Annotated in this window: 21 protein-coding genes and 7 tRNA genes; 10 read left to right on the forward strand and 18 right to left on the reverse strand. The window is 40.0% G+C overall.

Going from position 1 to position 20,856, the window contains the following annotated elements:
* Window positions 1-191: 191 nt before the first annotated feature.
* Window positions 192-2,648, forward strand: a complete 2,457-nt coding sequence (gene fadE, locus CXF76_RS04800; RefSeq protein WP_101163172.1) for an acyl-CoA dehydrogenase FadE — start codon at window positions 192-194, stop codon at window positions 2,646-2,648.
* Between the two features lie 5 nt (window positions 2,649-2,653).
* Here the strand turns inward: fadE and CXF76_RS04805 are convergent, their stop codons facing one another.
* From CXF76_RS04805 to dnaQ, 11 genes are all read right to left on the reverse strand, one after another.
* Window positions 2,654-3,673 (reverse strand): DUF6136 family protein, encoded by a 1,020-nt coding sequence (locus tag CXF76_RS04805; RefSeq protein ID WP_231388452.1) that lies wholly within the window; start codon window positions 3,671-3,673, stop codon window positions 2,654-2,656.
* Between the two features lie 86 nt (window positions 3,674-3,759).
* Window positions 3,760-4,350 (reverse strand): ABC transporter ATP-binding protein, encoded by a 591-nt coding sequence (locus CXF76_RS04810; protein WP_101163173.1) that lies wholly within the window; start codon window positions 4,348-4,350, stop codon window positions 3,760-3,762.
* 616 nt (window positions 4,351-4,966) lie between these two features.
* A tRNA-Asp gene (locus CXF76_RS04815) sits at window positions 4,967-5,043 on the reverse strand.
* 54 nt (window positions 5,044-5,097) lie between these two features.
* Window positions 5,098-5,174: transfer RNA gene (locus CXF76_RS04820), tRNA-Asp, on the reverse strand.
* Window positions 5,175-5,211: 37 nt separating this feature from the next.
* A tRNA-Asp gene (locus CXF76_RS04825) sits at window positions 5,212-5,288 on the reverse strand.
* Window positions 5,289-5,326: 38 nt separating this feature from the next.
* Window positions 5,327-5,403, reverse strand: a tRNA-Asp gene (locus CXF76_RS04830).
* A gap of 31 nt (window positions 5,404-5,434) precedes the next feature.
* Window positions 5,435-5,511, reverse strand: a tRNA-Asp gene (locus tag CXF76_RS04835).
* A 41-nt stretch (window positions 5,512-5,552) separates the two neighbouring features.
* Window positions 5,553-5,629, reverse strand: a tRNA-Asp gene (locus CXF76_RS04840).
* A gap of 27 nt (window positions 5,630-5,656) precedes the next feature.
* Window positions 5,657-5,733 (reverse strand) — tRNA-Asp (locus CXF76_RS04845).
* A gap of 97 nt (window positions 5,734-5,830) precedes the next feature.
* Window positions 5,831-7,201 (reverse strand): TIGR03503 family protein, encoded by a 1,371-nt coding sequence (locus tag CXF76_RS04850; protein WP_024590792.1) that lies wholly within the window; start codon window positions 7,199-7,201, stop codon window positions 5,831-5,833.
* Window positions 7,202-7,210: 9 nt separating this feature from the next.
* Entirely contained in the window at window positions 7,211-7,924 is a 714-nt protein-coding gene (dnaQ, locus tag CXF76_RS04855) for a DNA polymerase III subunit epsilon (protein ID WP_024590791.1), read from the reverse strand.
* A gap of 68 nt (window positions 7,925-7,992) precedes the next feature.
* On the opposite strand from dnaQ, the gene rnhA reads away from it, so the two are divergent.
* Window positions 7,993-8,457 carry a ribonuclease HI gene (gene rnhA, locus CXF76_RS04860; RefSeq protein WP_002963021.1) on the forward strand — a complete coding sequence of 155 codons (465 nt, stop codon included), beginning with the start codon at window positions 7,993-7,995 and terminating at the stop codon, window positions 8,455-8,457.
* A 163-nt stretch (window positions 8,458-8,620) separates the two neighbouring features.
* Here rnhA and CXF76_RS04865 read toward each other — a convergent pair whose 3' ends face one another.
* Window positions 8,621-9,406, reverse strand: coding sequence for a class I SAM-dependent methyltransferase (locus CXF76_RS04865; RefSeq protein WP_002963022.1), 786 nt, complete (start codon window positions 9,404-9,406; stop codon window positions 8,621-8,623).
* A gap of 53 nt (window positions 9,407-9,459) precedes the next feature.
* Here CXF76_RS04865 and gloB point away from each other — a divergent pair, with 53 nt between their 5' ends.
* Together gloB and CXF76_RS04875 are read left to right on the forward strand one after the other, a co-directional pair.
* Entirely contained in the window at window positions 9,460-10,233 is a 774-nt protein-coding gene (gloB, locus tag CXF76_RS04870) for a hydroxyacylglutathione hydrolase (RefSeq protein WP_101163174.1), read from the forward strand.
* Window positions 10,234-10,388: 155 nt separating this feature from the next.
* Window positions 10,389-11,969 carry a LysM peptidoglycan-binding domain-containing protein gene (locus tag CXF76_RS04875; protein ID WP_101163175.1) on the forward strand — a complete coding sequence of 527 codons (1,581 nt, stop codon included), beginning with the start codon at window positions 10,389-10,391 and terminating at the stop codon, window positions 11,967-11,969.
* 77 nt (window positions 11,970-12,046) lie between these two features.
* Here the strand turns inward: CXF76_RS04875 and CXF76_RS04880 are convergent, their stop codons facing one another.
* Genes CXF76_RS04880 through CXF76_RS04890 form a run of 3 tightly spaced genes read right to left on the reverse strand, consistent with a single transcriptional unit; the run spans window position 12,047 to window position 13,573 of the window.
* The gene (locus tag CXF76_RS04880) at window positions 12,047-12,496 is read right to left on the reverse strand and encodes a flavodoxin (protein WP_024590788.1); all 450 of its coding nucleotides are present in this window, start codon (window positions 12,494-12,496) and stop codon (window positions 12,047-12,049) included.
* A complete protein-coding gene (gene truC / locus CXF76_RS04885; RefSeq protein ID WP_002963028.1) occupies window positions 12,496-13,260 on the reverse strand; it encodes a tRNA pseudouridine(65) synthase TruC in 765 nt (254 codons plus the stop codon). Before truC ends, CXF76_RS04880 begins: the two co-directional genes overlap by 1 nt.
* Entirely contained in the window at window positions 13,253-13,573 is a 321-nt protein-coding gene (locus tag CXF76_RS04890) for a YqcC family protein (protein WP_024590787.1), read from the reverse strand. Before CXF76_RS04890 ends, truC begins: the two co-directional genes overlap by 8 nt.
* 104 nt (window positions 13,574-13,677) lie before the next feature.
* Here CXF76_RS04890 and CXF76_RS04895 point away from each other — a divergent pair, with 104 nt between their 5' ends.
* Window positions 13,678-14,706, forward strand: coding sequence for a DUF3549 family protein (locus CXF76_RS04895; RefSeq protein ID WP_024590786.1), 1,029 nt, complete (start codon window positions 13,678-13,680; stop codon window positions 14,704-14,706).
* Window positions 14,707-15,006 (forward strand): DUF3301 domain-containing protein, encoded by a 300-nt coding sequence (locus tag CXF76_RS04900; protein WP_002963032.1) that lies wholly within the window; start codon window positions 14,707-14,709, stop codon window positions 15,004-15,006.
* 741 nt (window positions 15,007-15,747) lie between these two features.
* Here the strand turns inward: CXF76_RS04900 and CXF76_RS04905 are convergent.
* Window positions 15,748-16,401, reverse strand: coding sequence for a GNAT family N-acetyltransferase (locus CXF76_RS04905; RefSeq protein ID WP_008169301.1), 654 nt, complete (start codon window positions 16,399-16,401; stop codon window positions 15,748-15,750).
* 153 nt (window positions 16,402-16,554) lie between these two features.
* On the opposite strand from CXF76_RS04905, the gene CXF76_RS04910 reads away from it, so the two are divergent.
* The 3 genes from CXF76_RS04910 to CXF76_RS04920 all read left to right on the forward strand — a co-directional run bounded on the left by CXF76_RS04910 (window position 16,555) and on the right by CXF76_RS04920 (window position 17,941).
* Window positions 16,555-16,791, forward strand: a complete 237-nt coding sequence (locus CXF76_RS04910) for a DUF2789 domain-containing protein (protein ID WP_002958240.1) — start codon at window positions 16,555-16,557, stop codon at window positions 16,789-16,791.
* A gap of 96 nt (window positions 16,792-16,887) precedes the next feature.
* Window positions 16,888-17,154: a hypothetical protein gene (locus tag CXF76_RS04915; protein WP_007378199.1), complete on the forward strand. Its 267-nt coding sequence runs from the start codon at window positions 16,888-16,890 to the stop codon at window positions 17,152-17,154.
* Window positions 17,155-17,167: 13 nt separating this feature from the next.
* Window positions 17,168-17,941 (forward strand): Zn-ribbon-containing protein, encoded by a 774-nt coding sequence (locus CXF76_RS04920; protein ID WP_002958242.1) that lies wholly within the window; start codon window positions 17,168-17,170, stop codon window positions 17,939-17,941.
* A 329-nt stretch (window positions 17,942-18,270) separates the two neighbouring features.
* Here CXF76_RS04920 and syd read toward each other — a convergent pair whose 3' ends face one another.
* A complete protein-coding gene (syd, locus tag CXF76_RS04930; RefSeq protein WP_101163176.1) occupies window positions 18,271-18,810 on the reverse strand; it encodes a SecY-interacting protein in 540 nt (179 codons plus the stop codon).
* Between the two features lie 59 nt (window positions 18,811-18,869).
* Here syd and queF point away from each other — a divergent pair, with 59 nt between their 5' ends.
* Window positions 18,870-19,715: an NADPH-dependent 7-cyano-7-deazaguanine reductase QueF gene (gene queF, locus CXF76_RS04935; RefSeq protein WP_024590784.1), complete on the forward strand. Its 846-nt coding sequence runs from the start codon at window positions 18,870-18,872 to the stop codon at window positions 19,713-19,715.
* 207 nt (window positions 19,716-19,922) lie between these two features.
* On the opposite strand, the gene CXF76_RS04940 is transcribed toward queF, so the two are convergent.
* Complete coding sequence (locus tag CXF76_RS04940; protein ID WP_024590783.1) at window positions 19,923-20,828, reverse strand: peptidylprolyl isomerase; 906 nt, start codon at window positions 20,826-20,828, stop codon at window positions 19,923-19,925.
* Window positions 20,829-20,856 lie beyond the last annotated feature (28 nt).

A 20,856-nucleotide genomic window follows, 5' to 3' on the forward strand; every position in this document is an offset into this window, starting at 1 on the left:
TATTTTTACGTTAACACTACTTACGGTTAATGCTTTGACTATACGATAGTTATTGTGCGTTCCTCTGTCGGGTAATTAAATATCGTATTTAAGTTACTTTCTACTACAATTTAACATCGTTATGTACTTGAAAATTACTGTTACTAGCGCTACTCTAAGTGAGGTGGTCTGACCTCTATTAAGGAATAAAAATGACACTCATATTTACACTGGTTCTAATCGCGTTGCTTTGCACTGCGGTTTACCACAGAGCAAGTTGGAACACAGCACTTGGTGTTTCGGCTATAACTTTATTAATTGGTACCTTTGCAGGTGCTTTTGGTTTAATTAGCTGGTTGATCTTTTTGATCATCGCAGTTCCTCTTTCTGTTACTGGCCTTCGTCAGCAATATATCATCAAGCCTATTTTTGCTACGTTTAAAAAAGTAACGCCAAGCATGTCTGATACTGAAAAATCAGCTATTGATGCCGGTACGACGTGGTGGGAAGCTGACTTATTTTGCGGTAACCCAGATTGGAAAAAACTTCACCAATACCCAGTTCCTAAACTTACTATTGAAGAGCAAGCCTTTATTGATGGCCCTGTTGAAGTAGTATGTAGCATGTTGGACGATTGGGAAGCAACGCACGAACTAACCGACCTTCCTCAAGATGTATGGCAATATCTAAAAGATAATAAATTCTTTGCCATGATCATCAAAAAAGAATACGGCGGTTTAGAGTTTTCTGCATTTGCACAATCATGTGTACTTCAAAAACTAACAAGTAAATCAACATTACTTTCGTCAATTGTTGGTGTACCGAACTCTTTAGGCCCAGGTGAATTATTACAACACTATGGTACAAAAGAGCAAAAAGATCATTACTTACCGCGCCTAGCGAGCGGTCAAGAAATTCCATGTTTTGCGTTAACTTCGCCAGAAGCGGGTTCTGATGCAAGCTCAATTCCAGACTACGGTGTGGTATGTAAAGGGCAATGGAATGGTGAAGAGGTTGTGGGTGTTAGTTTAACGTGGAATAAGCGTTACATTACACTTGCCCCAGTGGCTACCGTACTTGGACTTGCGTTTAAATTACAAGATCCAGACGGCCTAATTGGCGACAATAAAGAGCCAGGCATCACCTGTGCACTTATTCCAACGGATACTCCTGGAGTTGAAATTGGTCGTCGACATTTCCCGCTTAACGTACCATTTCAAAATGGTCCTACTCGCGGTAAAGACATTTTCGTACCACTTGATTATATTATTGGTGGTCCAGATATGGCTGGTCAAGGCTGGCGCATGTTGGTTGAATGTTTATCGGTTGGTCGTGCAATTACATTGCCGTCAAACTCTGCCGGTGGCATTAAAATGATTGCTATTGCGACAGGTGCTTATAGCCGCATTCGTCGTCAGTTCCGTTTACCTATAGGTAAAATGGAAGGTGTTGAAGAGTCACTAGCTAAATTAGCTGGTTACGCTTACAGCTCTGATGCTGCGGTTAGTATGTCTACGGGTGCTGTTGATTTAGGCGAAAAGCCATCTGTTGTTTCTGCCATTATTAAATACCACCTGACAGAGCAAATGCGTGATGCAACTATTCATGCAATGGATGTACTTGGCGGTAAGGGCATCATGCTTGGGCCAAATAACTATTTAGGTCGTGGCTATCAAGGTGCACCTATTGCCATTACCGTTGAAGGTGCAAACATCTTGACCCGTAATATGATTATTTATGGTCAAGGTGCTATTCGCTGTCATCCATTTGTACTTACCGAACTAGGTGCGTGCGAAATTGAAGACCGCGAAGAAGCGCTTAACGTATTTGATAAAGCGGTAATGGGTCACATTGGTTTTACTATGTCGAACCTTGTACGTACTAAGTGGCTTGCTCTTACCGGCGCTCGTTTTACAAGTGTGCCGTACAACGACGAAACCGCTGAGTTTTACCGTATAGCGTCACGCTTTAGTGCATCACTTGCTCTTATGTCTGACATTAGCATGGCAGTATTTGGTGGTTCACTAAAACGTAAAGAACGTATTTCAGCACGTTTAGGTGACTTACTTAGTTACTTATACTTAGTGTCTGCAACGCTTAAGCGTTACAACGATGAAGGCCGTAAAAAAGAAGATTTTGCTCTAGTAAAATGGAGTTGCCAAGATCACCTTTACCATTGCCAACGTGCACTTGCTGATTTAATTAATAACATGCCTTCGGCTCCACTACGCGCCGTGTTAAAAGTATTATTATTCCCGTTTGGTCGCCCGGTTCGTAAGCCAACTGACCAACTTGAGCATAAACTTGCGCAACTACTACAAGTACCTAGTGAAACGCGTAACCGTTTAGCAAGCTATGTATACTTAACAAATGAGCCGCTTAACCTAGTAGGTCGTCAAGAGCAAACGCTTAAAGACGTACTTGCTGTTGAGCCATTATTTGACCGTGTATGTAAAGAAAAAGGTCTTAAACTGCCATTCTTCCAGCTTGATAAAGTAGCGCAAATGGGGCTTGAAGCAGGCATATTAAGCCAAGCAGAGGCTGATAAACTAGCTGCTGTTGAGCAATCTCGTTTAGATGTTATTAACGTTGATGACTTTGACCCTGCTGACTTACTTGCAGGCAAAGCCGCACGTAATAGCGTTAAAAAAGAAGCTGATGCTGCTTAACTAATTTAGTAAAGCAAGCACCCCAGCTGTAAAAAAATCCAAACCAGCGCATAATGCGCTGGTTTTTTTTGTGCAAAATTAACCTGCAACAAACACCACGGTAAACCTAAACTCAACAAAATAATGTTTAATCTCTCAAACGTAATGCTGTAAGTTACAAAGGTCGCTAAAAACAACAGCATACTAGGTATAAACTGGCTAATATAAAACGTCCGTGCTTTTTGGCATGTATTAAAAAAAAAGCGATATTGTGCATAAATTTTAGCGCAATCAAATTGTAATGAGCTGCAAAATAATACAATAAAAGCCATCGCCACAGCATCAAGTATATTAACGAGATCAGCACGCTCAGCGACTAACGTAGTCGAGGCCATAAACACACATAAAAGTAACGACATACGCCATACCAGTGTCCAGCTGTGATTTATAAAGTAGCAAAACCAAAAACCAAACAGTGACCGAACACTAACACGCCCATTTATATTAACTCTAGGTATAAGCAAGCTAATGCTAAAGATGATTGAAAAACCAATATGATAAATAAGCGGCGGTATGTTGATGGGAGTGAATAAAAAAAGGCCGCTTAACATAAAACCATAAACTAGTGCGCTAGGTTTGTATAAACACACAATGCCTAATCCTAACTGAATAAACATAAATACTATAAAATGCGGCACCTTTAACCACTGTTCAAAGGTAAGATCAAGCGCTATCAACAAACTAGCGATAAGCCAGCCATTGCTGATAAATAACAATTTAATATCGGCAAGGTGAAGCCAGCTAGAGTGAGCCATCGTAAGTTGAAACAGCCGTTGGTTACTATTTTTAATCGCCAGTTTCATTGCGCTTATCATCACGCTTTGCAATAACAAGTAAAATAGTGCCATTTGCGCGCCATATAAAGGCGTATCTGCACTATCTATAATTTTCCCTAAGCCTAAAAAAAGCAATAATACAAAACCAAGAGCGGATGATCCCAACACCACTAAAAATAACAAACCAAATTTTTTTAGCTGTTGAAGCAATTGCTTAAGCTCAAACGTGTACGCTAAATACCGCTAACCTATAAACGCGAGATACTGATTAAGTTTGCTTTTTATGCTTATGATACTCATAGCGAGACACACTTAAAACCATGCTCAATAAACACAGCGGGCTCATGGCAAGTAATGATAATTTGCCCATTGGGTTTGTCAGCCAAATAAGCATCGAGTTGGCTTAAAAGAGTGTGAATACTGGTTTGATCGAGCGCAGCACTTGGCTCATCTAATAATAAATAAGGTGATTTACGCATTAATGCTAAAATTAGCTGGCATTTTTTTTGATTGCCCGACGACAGTGCTTCGAATCGCGTATTTAAAAATGCATTAAAGTTAAACCCGTTAACCAGCGAATGGGGCCAATCGCAACCTAATGTGTTAACAGATAAATCAATAATTTGATTTGCAGTTAAAAAATCTGGTAACGCAATACGGTCGCTGGCAATTGCTACGGTTTTTGTTGGAGTGTTCAATCGGCTACCAGCAAATAAAAGTGAACCACTTTGCGGCTTTTCAAGTCCTGCTAGCATCATCAGTAATGTCGTTTTTCCTTGGCCGTTAGGCGCTTCAATACACCCCTTTTGATCTGAAAAAACTTTGTTGTAATCCTTAAAAACAACATTGCCTGAAAATTGCTTATTTAAGCTTATGACTTCAATCATAAAATATCCCTCTAAACTGACTATTCATTATAAGAATTCTGTTATGAGAAACAACTAATACCAATTCGCTTAATTAAGTGATCTATTTTGAGGATGGAGAAACGTGTTGATAGCTAGGCAAAAAATTCGCTATTTAGTTTTTCTCGGCAATTGCTCCTGCATTGCTCTACCTTCTGCATCCATGCAGTCGTAAATGAGAATTTTTTAACACAGGTAGCGACACGTTTAGCCCCGCAAAATGATTAAGTATTATTGCGGATTGGTATAATGATTGGAGTGGTACTGTAGCTCACACTGCATACCACCCATGAAAAAATTAAGGTTGTTAAAATCGCTGAAATAGCTTCTGGCACGAGTAAATACTTTAACTAGCCGTTATACCCGATAAGAGCTAATTACGTCATGTGTGACACCATGGGGCAATTTAAGACTGGAGCGGTATTCAGTGCTAAGTGTTTAACTATTCATGGAGATAGAAGAAGATGAATATTTAGGAATAAGAGAAATATTAGTAAGGTAATATTAAAAAGTCGAGTTTTTAGCTGATAGCCAAAGAATGTTTTACTAAATTATTTAATCAAGGATTTTATAAACTTGTTATTGAGGAAATAACAAGTGGCGGAGTGGACGGGACTCGAACCCGCGACCCCCGGCGTGACAGGCCGGTATTCTAACCAACTGAACTACCACTCCGCAGTGGTATGTGCATGGGGTAATGCACTTGCTAATTTTAATCATGATATCAAATGGCGGAGTGGACGGGACTCGAACCCGCGACCCCCGGCGTGACAGGCCGGTATTCTAACCAACTGAACTACCACTCCGCAGAGATATCATTATACTTGTTATTACTTAATTTGTTGGCGGAGTGGACGGGACTCGAACCCGCGACCCCCGGCGTGACAGGCCGGTATTCTAACCAACTGAACTACCACTCCAGCATACAAATTTTGTAATATAACATTGTTTAAATAGTTGGCGGAGTGGACGGGACTCGAACCCGCGACCCCCGGCGTGACAGGCCGGTATTCTAACCAACTGAACTACCACTCCAGCGCATATTTAAACTGTTATTTTTTCTTATTGGCGGAGTGGACGGGACTCGAACCCGCGACCCCCGGCGTGACAGGCCGGTATTCTAACCAACTGAACTACCACTCCATAATAAGAATATGTTTTACAACCATACGTTGTGTAAGTGTTGGCGGAGTGGACGGGACTCGAACCCGCGACCCCCGGCGTGACAGGCCGGTATTCTAACCAACTGAACTACCACTCCAGCTTTTACTTACAAGTTTTACGAAAATGGCGGAGTGGACGGGACTCGAACCCGCGACCCCCGGCGTGACAGGCCGGTATTCTAACCAACTGAACTACCACTCCATATTTCCGTTGCTGTTTAGGTCTCCCTGACAGCGGCGTGAATAATACGAACCAACCCCTATTTCGTCAAGGGCTTTTTTGTTTTTTTATAGGTTTTTTAGTCATCTGTCATCGAAAGGTTTAAAATTTCACCTGATCTGTCATTTTTTGAGCCATTTTTACCGACTTGATTTTTTTCTGTGTCGGCAACATCACCTTCACTTGTTTTCTTTTTCTTTAAAAAAGGCAGCTTCACTTTAAATTTAATCGGTTTTTTCTGAACAAATATACGAATTAACAACCAACCGACTAATAAAATGAGTGTATTGCAGCCTACAATTAAACTAATAATTGTCGATGTGGCCATTTTTTCTTCAGCAGGATCACTCTCAATCATTTTATCTGGCGTAATAATTGTTGCCGGATCAATTTCGGGCACCGCTTCTATGGGTCGTTCTATCTCAAATTTATACGTTGGTAGCGTTGCCATAAATTCACGGCCATTAATATTAGTGCCAAAAACAGACAGTTCAACACTATATCTACCCCAATCATAATTTTTAACACTAAGCTGACGTGAGTCTTTAGCTGCAGCATCTATGGTAAACATTTGCTCTTCGTTATTGGGATAGTATATTTTTCCCTGGATGATGACTGTCTCTGGCTTAACGATACTTGGGTCTATATTTATAGTTAACAGATGCTCGTCTGTGTCTTGCTCTGCTAACGCGACTTCGGTTACAAAAGGTGGCTCGTGCACTTCTATTGTATTTTGCACAATGCGACGCTGCAGCAGAGGTGTTGCCACGTAAAGCTCTGGTGTCCATTCACCCGCAGGAAAATCTAAAGTAAACTCGCCGGTAAACACACCATCTTTAGGGCGCTCATCAAATCCACGTCCATCGTCTTTAAATTCCGCTACTTCTTGAATGCCTGCACCAAAGTTAGCAAAGTTTTCATTGTTGGTACTTACAAAGTCAACATTAAGGCTCACAACATCCCTAAATAGGTTTGTGTTAATTGGCTCACCGTCGTTTAGTATTTTCCCGGTGATTTTTATTGTCTCCCCCCTAAACAACATTGAAGGAAGAGGCTCTGCCTCAAGAGATATTTCGCCTAATACAACTATTCTGCTATCGGGCAAAATACTGCCTATTACTTGCCAAGGACCTGCCATAGGTTTTTTTATGGTAACTAAATCGTAGCTGAGTTCGTCAAACCAATCTAAGTTAGGGTTTTTAACTGAGTCAGTAGCAAAGTACTTACTGCCATCGGGCCGCACTAAAATAACAGCAGGTGCACCTGATTTTCTAAAAAACAGCAGTGTTATTTCATCTATTTTGCTATCTATGCGAAAACGATTATCAAGTAAAGGGATCTCATTTTGATGCCCATCGCGCTTGAGCACTTCTACTTGTTTTACGCCATATGCATTGCCAGTAAATAAACTAGCGGCACATAACGCTGTTACAAAATACATCGTTTTCATTAAATCGCCTTATTCAGCGCGCCATATACATTGGCCGCCTTCTTTGTTTACAAGATCTAATCGTGCTTCGTGTGCGCTTTGCTCAGCGTCGCTTGCTCGCAATACAACTAATGGGGCTCTATCGCTATTTAAACGATTTATACCGCCTTTCTGTTGCTCGCTGCCGTCATCTTTGTTTTGATTCAAATTCAGCTTTGTTTGACCACCCGTCATGGCAAGGTACACATCGGCTAAAATTTCAGAATCCAGTAGCGCGCCGTGAAGTGTTCGCTTTGCGTTATCTACATCGTAACGACGACATAATGCATCAAGATTGTTCTTTTGACCTGGATGCAAGTCACGCGCCATTTTAAGCGTGTCGAGAACTTGACAAAAAGTCTCTGTTTTAGGATAGCCCTGATTAAGTAGTGCAAATTCATTATCCATATGACCAACATCGAACGGTGCGTTATGAATAACTAACTCAGCCCCTTCAATATAGTCGAAAAACTCTTGGGCAATTTGATGAAATAACGGTTTATCACGTAAAAATTCGTTAGTGATACCGTGAACGTCGATTGCTTCTTCTTCACTTGGGCGTTGTGGGTTTATATAAACGTGAAAATTATTGCCTGTTAAACGGCGATTTACTAACTCCACACAACCAATTTCTATAATACGGTGCCCTTGTTTAGGGTCGATGCCGGTGGTTTCTGTATCTAAAACTATTTGTCTACGTGCCATATCGAATTTAGCCTGATTCTGGTATCTTTCTATAATCACTTTATTGTACATAAGATCAAGGTAAAACAGTGCAAAAAACCGTAGAGATTTACACCGACGGCTCATGTTTAGGTAATCCAGGCCCCGGCGGTTATGGTATTTTTATGATTTATAACGGCCATGAAAAAGAAATGAGCCAAGGTTATAAACTCACAACAAATAACCGAATGGAAATGCTCGCGGCTATTGTAGCCCTAGAATCACTCACTCGAGAATGCGATGTAAACCTAACAACCGATAGCCAATATGTTAAGCAAGGCATTGAATCGTGGATCACTAACTGGAAAAAACGTGGCTGGTTAACATCAGCTAAAAAGCCAGTTAAAAACGTCGATTTATGGAAACGCCTAGATAAAGCCTGTAGCGAGCACAATGTAACTTGGAAGTGGGTTAAAGGGCATAGCGGCAATAAATACAACGAAATAGTTGACGATTTAGCCCGCGATGCCGCTGGCAGTAAAGATTTACTAGAAGATGTAGGCTACCAGCCTTAAATTTATTCTAAGCTAGTTGTTATACCAATTTTATTAAAAACATGTTCATTCTATCGCATTAAATAACTCACTAACTGCGTTAAAAATTATTCATATAGAACAACAATATGTCACAATTTTCGCCTTGTTAATGTGCTATTTTCTTAGCGCTATAATAGATCACTTATTTAATGCAATTGGTATTATTTTTTTGCTCGCACGATTTAAAGTGTTGCTTTGACGTTTGTCTAAGCCCTGCCCCTTTTACTGGTGCAAATTGCGGCCTAGCATGCCACTTAGGTTTTATTGGCGTAAGTGGCGCAACTCTTTTTCGTGCCACCAGCATATAAACACTGCCCATTGGTTTTAAATACTGTTTTGCAAAAGTCCGCCAAAACTCAAATCTTGATAACCTGTTACCTCTTGCCAGTGATGAATAAATAAAACGTTCGTCACTTACAATTTCAAAACCCAATAAATTTAGCCAATCTTTAACCCTCGCAGGGGTAAAAAAGCGCCCCGTCCATGGTAATTTCTGACCACTAAAAGGCAGCATTTGTGCAAGCCCACACAAACTAAACGGGTTAAAACCAGTCACTAGTATATAACCGCCCGGAATAAGCGTGCGATGTGCTTCTCGTAAAATGTGATGTGGGTCTGAATGATACTCTAAGCAGTGGCTTAGTATGCAAGCATCAATACTGTGCTCGTAAAATGGCAATTCATCTATGTCAGCAACTACCCCAGTGTAAGGCCCAGGCTCTGCAACACACACTTGGTGTTTAATCGTACTTATACTTGTGTTTAATTCGCCACTTAAATTACCCAACTTAAGCATATGATAGCCAAACATACGCGGAAGCCATTGCTCCATTTTACGTTCAATATCTGTGCGTAAATAATCCCCATGAGGAAACTGCTGCCACGACAGTGGTTTGGGTCCTTCTTGAAAACTAAGGGCTGGTTTCATTTTTTGAGCTCGTTATACTATGCGATAAGTGTCACTTTATAGAGCAATTTACCATGGTGCAAGTCAAAGCAATTAAAGCCTTTTCTGATAATTACATTTGGTGTTTAACTACCGATAACAGTAACCAAGCATGGGTAGTCGATCCAGGCCAAGCACAGAGCGTATTAGCGTATCTAGCTGAGCACAAACTAACGCTTGGTGGCATTTTAATTACGCATCATCACTACGACCACACTGATGGCGTAGCTGAATTAGTTGACGCCTATCCAGATATATCGGTTTATGGCCCTGCAAATAGTCCATTTAAAGGCGTCACTCACGCACTCACTGATGGACAAAGCATCAGTGTGCTTAATATTAACTTTACTATTTTAGCAACTCCTGGGCACACGCTTGATCATATTTGTTACACAAATGATGAACTTGCTTTTACAGGCGATACATTATTTAGCGGCGGATGTGGGCGCTTATTTGAAGGCACGCCAGAGCAAATGTGGAAATCTTTTAATAAACTAAGAGAGCTGCCTGCAAGCTGTGTTGTGTATTGCACACACGAATACACGCAAGCTAATCTTGCCTTTGCCAAAGCAGTTGAACCACGCAATCCAGAACTCCTTGCGTACAGTAAAAAAGTAGATGAATTACGCAGTAATAATCAAATTTCTCTACCGACCTCTATTGGACAGGAGCTAAAAATAAATCCATTTATGCGTAGCGATTTGCCAACCATTATAGAGTTAGTGCCCGAGAAATTTATCTCGGTTACAAAAAACAATGAACCTTGGGGAAACTTTGCGAGTCTGAGACAGTTCAAAGACAATTTTTAATGCACAAACTAATACTTTAATATTTATTTTATTAGAATCATTAACTTAAGATATAGTGATGATTCTACTTCTGCGTTTTAAAAAGTCATTAAGTGGCAATGTTAACTCATAACAGGTAGTATTCGCCGAGTTTTTTACCCGATGTATTGGTATTTATGAATAAATCTCCCCTATTAGTAGCCTTGGCGTTAGCGCTAAGTGGTTGTCAAACACTGACAACATTAGAGTCAGACTCTCAAGTTGCCACGCAAGCAAACCAACAACTCGAAGGCGCAAGTCCTAACGACATTAACAATGCATTGATGGTAAACGCACAATATCAGCAAGTTGACTCTGATGAACAAGAAGCTCCCGTGTTTGATGATGTGTGGGAGCGAATTCGCTACCAACTTTCTATCGAAATACCGCAAAACCGCCCTGTTGTTACTGAACGTAATTATTACGCTCGCCACCAAGCCTATTTAGATCGTATTTCTAAACGTGCAGAACCTTACTTACACTTTATTGTTGAAGAAGTAGAAAAGCGCGAAATGCCAATCGAAATTGCACTACTGCCTATTGTAGAAAGCGCATTTGACCCGTTTGGTTATTCTAATCGCAGCGCATCGGGCATTTGGCAGTTTATGCCTGCAACCGGTGAGCGATTCGATTTAAAACAAAACTGGTGGTACGACGGTCGTCGCGACATCGTGCAGTCGACTCGTGCAGCACTTGATTACTTATCGTATTTACATAAAACACTTGAAGGCGATTGGCTAAATGCGATTGCTGCTTACAACTCGGGTGAAGGGCGCTTGATGCGCGCTATTAAAAAGAATCGTAAAAAGCATTTACCTACCGACTTTTGGTCTCTTGATTTACCAAGCGAAACAACAGCCTACGTACCAAAATTATTAGCACTTGCCGATTTATTAAAACGCTCAGATGACTTTAACGTTACATGGCAACCAGTAATTAATGCACAAGTGGTTGAAGTGGTTAATGTTGGCTCTCAAATAGATTTAGCACTTGCTGCTGATATGGCCGACATGACGCTTACTGAGCTATACAGATTAAACCCCGGTTTTAATCGCTGGGCAACTGATCCTAATGGCCCGCATTCTTTATTACTGCCTGTTGATAAAGTAGAGCAATTTAGCCAAAAACTAGCAAACACTGATGTTAAAAACAGATTACGCTGGCAACGTTATATTGTGGCTCGAGGCGACAGTTTATCGGTTATAGCCAAAAAGTTCACAACGAGCTCAAGTGCAATCCGATCGCTTAATAAACTCAAATCAAATACAATTAAAGTAGGCCAAGAATTATTAGTCCCGCTTACTGATGGCGCTATAAATAGCGAGCATTTACCAAAGCAGATGCGTTTAGCTGCTAATAAAGCAACTCGCACAAAGCTTTCGCACACAGTTAAAAGTGGCGACACGTTATGGGACATTAGCCGCGAATATGACGTAACTATGGATGAGTTGGCTAAATGGAATAAGCTAAAGAAAAACTCTGTACTGCGCCTAAATCAAAAACTAACTGTGTATAAGTCAGCTAATAAACCACAAGCAACGGCAAGCACTAACCGTACTATTACATACAAAGTACGCCGTGGTGACTCACTTGCACGTATTGCGTCTAAGTTTAATCTAAGCGTTAACGAAATTATTAAGTGGAATAATTTAGCCGGTCAAAAATACTTACAACCTGGCCAAAAGCTAAAACTTAAGGTAGATGTCAGAAGTAGTTAATTTATAAAACTATATTAAAATTACAAAAGTAAAAAGGAGCGCATGCGCTCCTTTTTTAATACTTTAAAATTAAAGTATTAAGCAGGTAGTTTCTCCAGCCATGCTTTTAACCAAGGCTCGGTTACTGGCCACGGTTCAAAATCTTCACATGCATCTATTTCTAGGCGATTGCCCACAGGCTTTGCTTGTAAATCGCGAAGTAGCTCGTCAAAGCTACGACCTGCGCCACAAAATGTATCGCCGTAACATCTGTCACCCATTGCAATTACACCAAACGGTTTATCGGTAAGCATTGGGAAAGTGCTATTCATTGCAAAGTACAATCCTGCCAAATTACTCGGTACATCACCTTGCCCTGTTGTGGAGGTAACAATTAAAATATGCGATGCATTTTTTATATCATCAAGTGATGCTTCAGTAATTACTATTGCAGTATGACCTGCTTGCTCTATTGTGGTTGCAACTTCATCGCTTAAACGCTCTGCACCGCCATTAACGCTGCCTACAAAAATACTAATATGTGCCATTAATAATCCTTTTCTTGCTCTGGCCAACCTAGCTGCTTACATATTTCAAGCATGTCTTCACCTAGTGGCGCTTTAATTGTTATTGATTCATTACTATAAGGGTGCACAAAACTAAGCTCTGTTGCAAATAACATTAGGCGTCTTAGCTCAAAATGCTCCCTAAAAAATTGATTATGCTGGTTATCACCGTGATTTACATCACCAATGATAGGCAGTGATAAGTGCTTTAAGTGTCTGCGAATTTGATGCTTGCGCCCGGTTTTTGGAAAACACTCAACTAACGAGTAACGCACTGTTGGATACTTACCTATAGGAATAGGCAATGCAGCTTGGTGCAAGCAATTAAACTGGGTTTGCGCTTCTTGCGGTGCTTTATCTTGATCTGCAAACTTATCGGCTATTTTATCAAGTTCTTCTTTAAGCGGTTTATCTAAAAATACCGACTCTGGTGCAAAACCGCGCACTAAGGCCAAATAGCGCTTAGCAATGGTGCCCTCAATAAATAGCTGGTTCATATCGCGAGCAGCTTCAGAGCTCAATGCAAACAGTAATACGCCGGACGTAGGTCTATCGAGCCTATGTACTGGAAATACATGTTGCCCTAGCTGGTCGCGCAACATTTGCATAGCAAACTGGGTTTCGTGTTTATCTAAAAACGAGCGATGCACTAATAAACCTGAAGGCTTATTTATAGCCACATAGTTTTCATCTTGATACAAAATAGTCAGCTCGCCATATTCAATAGGCGCTGGACGCTCACTCATTTGGTTCTCCTAAAAAGGTATCAAGGGCTGTTAGTAATTCAATTATTTCATCGCTCCCTGCTTTATTCACAAGTGTCATTTGCGCCATAGGGGCAATAGCAAAGTTACGTGGCAGTGGTTGCTTGTGCGTTATTAATTGCTGTATTTTATCAATAAATACAAATTGTAACCACTGCTCAAACGCCATTGTATCGTGACAAAAAGGAGTATTTGAAAGCAGTGCATCAGCGTCTATTGGCTCACTTTGCCAAAGCGCGTGTATTTGTAAAAGTGCCGTTAGCTGCACTAAATAAGTTTGGGTTTGCTGGTACATAACCACCCTCTTTTATATATGTAATGCAATTATACCCTGTTCCCTCATAGGCGGCTATGACGTATAATTAATGTAATTTTGCAGTAAAAACAGTTGAGAAAACAATGAGTGATCAAATAGCTACATTAGGTCAGCTTTTAGATGGTGCGGGTACTCAGTGGCGTGCTTTTGATATTGGCAGGCACATTACTAAGCTTGATAAAAAACAATTTTTAGCTATTGAACAAGCTCAAGTGCCTTACCCTTATCCTCTTGCTGGTCATGCTTGGCTCGCTATCCAATTTTGGGATACTAAAGCCAGTAAAGAACCTTATGTATGGTTTTTAAAGTTTTCACTTGATGAGCAAAGTATGCTTGTAAGTGCTAGCCGCGATCACTTTGCTGATATGGTTATTCAAGCGCTAGGCACTGAAATTACAGGTGAGCAAGCCGATGGAAAACTTGATAATAACCCTTATGTTTTTACACCAAACGCAAATAAATTAGCGGCATTTAACGCCCAAGTAAAAGTACTATTAAAACAGCCTGCGTCGCAGTATTACGAGCATGCACAGTTATACTTTAGCGGTAAAATTGGTTTTGATAATTGGCAAGGTGTTGCACTGCAGGGTATTGCCGATTTTGCACTACGCTTAGACAGCGATACAAACTTAAGTAATTTGCAAAAAGCATGGGCGCATTTACCTATTGAAGTACTGCAACCACTCAGTGCCATGCTTGAACACGTTGAAATACCAACATCAATGAGTGAGTTACTTGTTGATTACACGCAGGCCGCAATTAGTAGTAACGATACATTAGCTATAACCGCAGCACTAAGATCGGTTTCAAAAGGTCAAGCTCAAGGGTTATGCGCTCAATTAGTTGATACTGTACTAAGCTCACAGGTAAGACACGACTCTGACGTGTTACTAACAATAGCTGGGCGGTGTTTTAAGCAATTAGAAAACCCTGAACGCTTACATGTATTTATGGATAATTGCGCACATCATCAAAAAATTGATGAGTTGTTTCCTAGTATTTTTGCTGACTTAGTTGCAATACCGACTATTCGCCCGCATTTATTAGGCTTATTACGTAAAGAAAATCGTAGCGAAACCCTCGCGCGTGCAATTGGAAGGTTATTCTCTTAAATGGCAAGTTTATGGACGTTCATACTTATTGGTAGTGTAATTTACTTATTTTGGCTTAACCGAAAGGTTGCTGAAGCGGCGAACGTTCATGCTAAACGTCAAAGTGAGCAATTGCAGGTGCAGTTGATGAGTGTTGCATGCACAAAACGCCGCTTTGGTTTTTTAAAGAACGGCAAGCCAGGCATCAAAAGTGAATTTATATTTGAGTTTTCAAGCGATGGTGAAAATGCTTATCAAGGTGTGTTAATTATGGAAAATGAGTTTTTGAAAAGTGTGGTTGTTCCACCGCATAAAATATAAAACTTAATATACTTTAGGAGTATTTGTCTTAAATTAATAAACTTAATTCAACACAAAAAACTAAGGCGTAACTAAAGTTACGCCCCAATTGGACTGCATCCTGCTAGATATCCATTATCTTAAATCCGTATTATCATCCCCTGAACGAGTAAACAACCTTGTTTACCCTCACATTGCATCCTGCAATATCCATAGCCACCTTGGCAAACCCACGAAATCTATCGTTTGGCTACATCCCGTAGCATCATCCCTGGTAATCCTTTAAAGTAGCTCCTGCCACTTTTGCATCCTGCAATGTCCACTTGCCATCTTGGCCGTCCTGCGTAAACTAACGCTCCTGCTACTTCCTGTAGCGTCATCCGTGATTATCCTAAAGTAACTCCTAGCTACTAAGTGCTTCATGCACTTCCTTATTCTTCCTTGTATCCGTTTTAGCTCGTCCTTTATGCTTCCTGCTAGCGTCCGCTATGTTGCCTATTCCGTATCCTTGGCAGTAACTCAATCATTGAGCTATGTCGTCTTGACGAAGAGAAGTTTAAAGCAATCAGGGGGGAGAAATAGGACTTAACATTAAATAAATAAACGTCACAAAAATGAAAAATAAAAATAAACTTTAAATAACAATAGCTTGAATGGGAAAAGGCTACTTATTAATAACCTTTAACTGACAATGCTCACGATAATGTGAGATATGTCTCACGGCCTTATGTCCGTTTGGGCGCATTGGCTTACATCATAATTTTAAATAGTTGGCTCAATTATTGATTTAAACAGTAACTCGCCCTCTACTTGGTTAAAAGTAAGGTGTTTAAATGCTTCAAACTTTTCGGTTTTAAAAAATTCAGTGTGCTCTTTACGCGTTACAAATACAGCCATCCCCGTTGACTCAGCGTTACATTTAACTAAATCATCAAGCCCTCGTAGTAAGTAACGACCAAACCCTTGCCCATGAAAATGTGGATCTACGGCAATAAAAGCTAAGAAGTAGTAATTGCCTTTCTCTTTAAGGGCATCTCTAATTGTTTGTTCTTTATCTATTAATTGATTTGTTTGTAAGTAGCCCGCACTCAGCATTAATTTTAAACGCCAGTGCCAATAACGCTGCGCTTGTAATTGGCTATTAGATTCAAATACACACGCTACTGCTTTTAATTTATCGTTGCGGTATAAACCAATTAATGGCTGCTTTTCTTGCCAAAAACTACTGAGCTCTTCGCGAATTAATGATCGTAATTTTTTTTCGTATACTGATTTATTTTCGTCATTGTAGCTAAGCATGTTTTGTAATACAGGATCGTCATGATAAGCCTGATAAATTAGGCTTGCTGCAGTGCTAATATCTTCTGCGGCTAAATACTGTACGCTGAACGTATCAGCTGGCGTGGTTACACTCATTGTATTTCCTTTATTATTTTAGCTGTAGACTGTTAAACTTTATACCTAACTATATACCTAAAATTATTAACCGTAAATTCAGCGAGAGTTTAACTAGCTAGGAGTAGAGTTAATCCTTAGAATAAGTTTTCATTCGTTTAAAGGAGCAATATCATGGATACGACTAAACACGACATCAATACACTATTTGCACAGCTTGGATTACCTAACTCTGATGAACAAATAGATGCATTTATTGCCTCACATGAATTAGAAGACACAACACTACTCCAAGAAGCTTCTTTTTGGGATGAGGCACAACAGCACTTTTTAGCTGAATCGCTTGCACAAGACGGTGATTGGAGTGAAGTAATTGACGAGTTAGATGTACGCATTCGTCAAAGTAAGTAATTTTATTTAATGTACCCTCCCTTATTTATTGCTAACATAGCATCTGCGCAGCATTTATATGCTGCGTATTTATTTTATTAAAGAGTTATATATCTAATGAATTCAGTTGTATTTGATGCAATTAAAGCCCTTCTTGATGAAGGCAAAACCCCTACTGTAGCACTAACTAAAAGCCGTTTGGCGCAACCGGTTCCTATGCCGATGATTATTGCAGCAGTAAGCCAATATAAAAACAATCCTGATTCAATTAATAACTTCATGAGAAACCCACAGCAGTCAGATAATACTGAGCTTAAAACAAGTCAATTAGATAGAATTGAGCAAAAACTCGATAAACTTCTTGCACTGCTAGAACAAAAATAATTTGAGACTATAAATGTTCGTTGTTGATTTAACTTTTGATTGCTACCAAGACACCACCTTAGAACAAGCCGAACAAGCAATAAATCGCTTAGTAAATGCACTGCGTTTTAATGGTCAAATAATGGGTGAAGAATTTCCAACCGTTTTAAAAGACGGCTTTTTTATTACCCGAGTGATGTGCCCTACTGAAGATGCAATGCACCCGCTAAATAACAGCCCGTTTGTTAAGCACAGTATCGAAAAGTTACATAGTGCAGGGCTACTTGCGCCAAAAGTAAAAGTGATTGGACAAGATATTCACTCCAACGGCGCTGATTGCTGCAAAGAACCATCAAGTTATATTTTATACACAACCTATGTGCATACGTGTAGCCCGCTCTATTGTGGTGATGACTTTTTGCCTGTGCCGCTATTTCGTATTCCGGCAATTGCTAATGGTGACTATAAAACACTTATAAAATGGCAAGAAGATTGGCAAGCCTGCGATCAAATTCAAATTAATGGCGCAACCCGTTGTGAGTTTCCGGCACTTGAAGAAATATCGAGTATCCAAAGCGACTTATACAGACGCGGAAAAGACATAACAAAGCGAATTAGTTTTTTAACTAAAAAGCCAACCTATTATTATTTATACCGTGTAGGCGGCGTAGATAAAGCGTCTGAACTTGAACGAAAATGCCCTAGCTGCAATGGCGATTGGAAATTACCTGAATCGTGGTTTGGGTTATTCGATTTTAGGTGTGAGCCGTGTGGCTTAGTGTCTAATATATCGTGGGATTTTCAGTAACCATTAGGGCGTGTTGACCTTTGTGGGTTGAAATTTGTTCAATCTAGGGACGATTTAATCGCGGCGCGAGGTTTGTAACCTAGTGGGCTAAGTAAAAACCGAGCAACAAAGAGTAAATCGTCCCTAGAAAGAACCCAAAGGGCAGCGCATGTTTGGCATTTATGCTTCGTTATCGCCTATTTATGGGGAGTAACCACACTACATAGGCTCTGCCTTGCCTAAAAACCAAACACACAGCTGCAAAATCAACCACGAAAGGTCAACACGCCCTAGTAATGGCTCTAAAAATCAGCTTAGTGATGACGCTAAGCTGATTTATTAAACACCTTTTAAACCTCTAATGCCTTTAAAAAAGCATTAATGTTAGGTGCAAGTACATGGTGTGTTTTTTTGCCTACGTGCTCTAAACATACTTCACCAGTGTGCACCAAAACACTCACTAGTAAATCATCTTGATCTGTTAAACCAATAAATACCGTTTCTGGCTGCTTGAGCTTGCGTTTCATTAAAACGTGACCCGTTATATTTTGCTGTAACAAATTAAAATCTTCTTCGTTCCATGCTTGTAGTAATTCAACCTGATGCCCATCAATAACTGCTGAAATGCTTCCACCGTACATATGCCCATATAGCTCGCTAAGCTCTTTTGGGAAATCAAGCTCAAGTGCACTGGCTAAATCATTAAGCGAACCTGCAGGTTGCTGACGCGCGCCCTGCCATTGAATGTTTCCTTGCTCGTCAACCTCACCAACTTCACATGGGCTTGGCCATTGCTCGTCATGCGCAATAAGTGGGTACTTTGTAGTGTTTTTCAGGGTATTTTCGCTAAATGTTTGATGAAGTTGTTCTATAAGCAATGCAACAGACATACTGTGAAACTCATTTAAATTAGATATAATGTCCCTATTGTAACTATTTAAGAGCAAACATGACAGATTACAGCAATTCTCCAGACCTTAAAGGTAGCGTATTAGGCCAATCTACTGAGTATGTAGATGTGTACACGCCAAGCTTGCTTTTCCCTATTGCGCGCAAACTAAATCGTGATGCTTTAAATATTGACGAAGCAGAGCTTCCATTTAAAGGCCAAGACATTTGGACAGGTTACGAGCTTTCATGGCTAAACAATAAAGGTAAACCGCAAGTTGCCGTAGCCTTATTTACCTTTGAATGCCAAAGCAGCCATATTATTGAGTCAAAGTCGTTTAAACTTTATTTAAATAGCTTTAACCAAACCCGATTTGAAAGCATTGATGTAGTAAAACAGCACTTAATTGATGACTTATCAAACGCGGTTAACAGCCCTGTCAAAGTGACTTTATATAATCCTGATGATTACAATTGCTTACCGTGTACAGCGCTGCCAGGTGAATGTATTGATGACTTAGATATTGAGATTAATAATTACGATATTGATGCTAATTCACTTAAAGCAAAAAGTGATAACGTAGTAACAGAAACGCTCTATAGCCATTTACTTAAATCAAACTGTTTAATTACCTCCCAGCCTGACTGGGCAAGTGTGATCATACGATACACAGGCGAGCAAATATGTCGCGAATCGTTACTGCGTTATTTAATTTCGTTCAGAACGCATAACGAATTTCATGAGCAGTGTGTTGAGCGTATTTATAGCGATTTAACAACACAACTTAATATTAAAGAGTTAGAGGTTTACGCGCGTTATACTCGTCGCGGTGGGCTTGATATAAACCCGTATCGCTCTACGCATTATAACGACACGCCATTTGCAGTTAAAATTAATCGTCAATAGATTTTTTGCACTGGAATATAAATATTGAAAAAGTAGCCTAGGCTCCTTTTCTATTTGTATATTTAATTAATACCAATTCGCTTAATTAAGTGAGCTATTTTGAGGCTGGGAAAACGTGTTGATAGCTAGGCAAAAAATTCGCTATTTAGTTGTTCTAAATGAGAATCTTTTAACGCAGGTAGCGACACGTTTAGCCCCGCAAAATGATTAAGTATTATTGCGGATTGGTATAACTTCACGCTTAGTGGGTATAGGCATACCACACACATCAATGTAGCTATGTGCTTTAACAAACCATGGTTCAATACGGTTTTTACGAGCACTGATTAAGTTTTTAAACACAGATGAGTTTGTTTTCATCACTTTAAATATACTTTTATCGCTTTGTACATCGCCAAGTACTTGTATATTGGTAATTGGGTTAAATACTTTACCTTCAGTTGGTGTACGCGCTAAACGATTAAAATGCTCTATACCTTCGAGCACTCGACCAAACACCGTAATGTTTTTATCAAGGTAGCGCGGGCCTTGCCCTATCGTTACAAAAAACTCCGTACTCGCACTATTTATATCGTTATCGCGCGCCATTGCAAACACACCACTACAATGCACTTGCCATGTTTGCGTATGTGCTGAGTTTTGAGCTACTGCAAAGCCGTTTAAAAAGCCAGTAACTAGTGCATATCCGTCGCCATTTAGCTCAGTAATTAAAAGTGGTTTGTTTGTTGTTAAATAAAACTCAGCAGGGACTGTTTTATCTGCCGTTTTAATTAACTTTTTACCCGAGCTGTCCCCGCCCTGAGCAACAAAACCTTCAACAAACCGATAAACGCTAGTATTTTTATAAAACCCTTCTCGCGCTAACTTTTTAATGTTTTGAACGTGCTTTGGGGCAAGCCGTTCATTAAGCTCAACATACGCATCGCCCGTTGGCAGCGTTATCTTTAAAATATTTTGAGCGTTCACTACTCGCCAGTCATTATCTTTTGCACTAGCAATTACCTCACTCGCGCTCAATAAAGGTAGCTCTTGATTAGCAACACCATTACCTAGTTGTTGAGCACAACCGCTCAACAAAACACTAAGCAGAGCCGGCAATATAATTTTTTTCATCGCTTATATCCTTATAATTATTATAGTT

Source organism: Pseudoalteromonas sp. 78C3 (assembly GCF_002836695.1).
Lineage (GTDB): Bacteria > Pseudomonadota > Gammaproteobacteria > Enterobacterales > Alteromonadaceae > Pseudoalteromonas > Pseudoalteromonas arctica.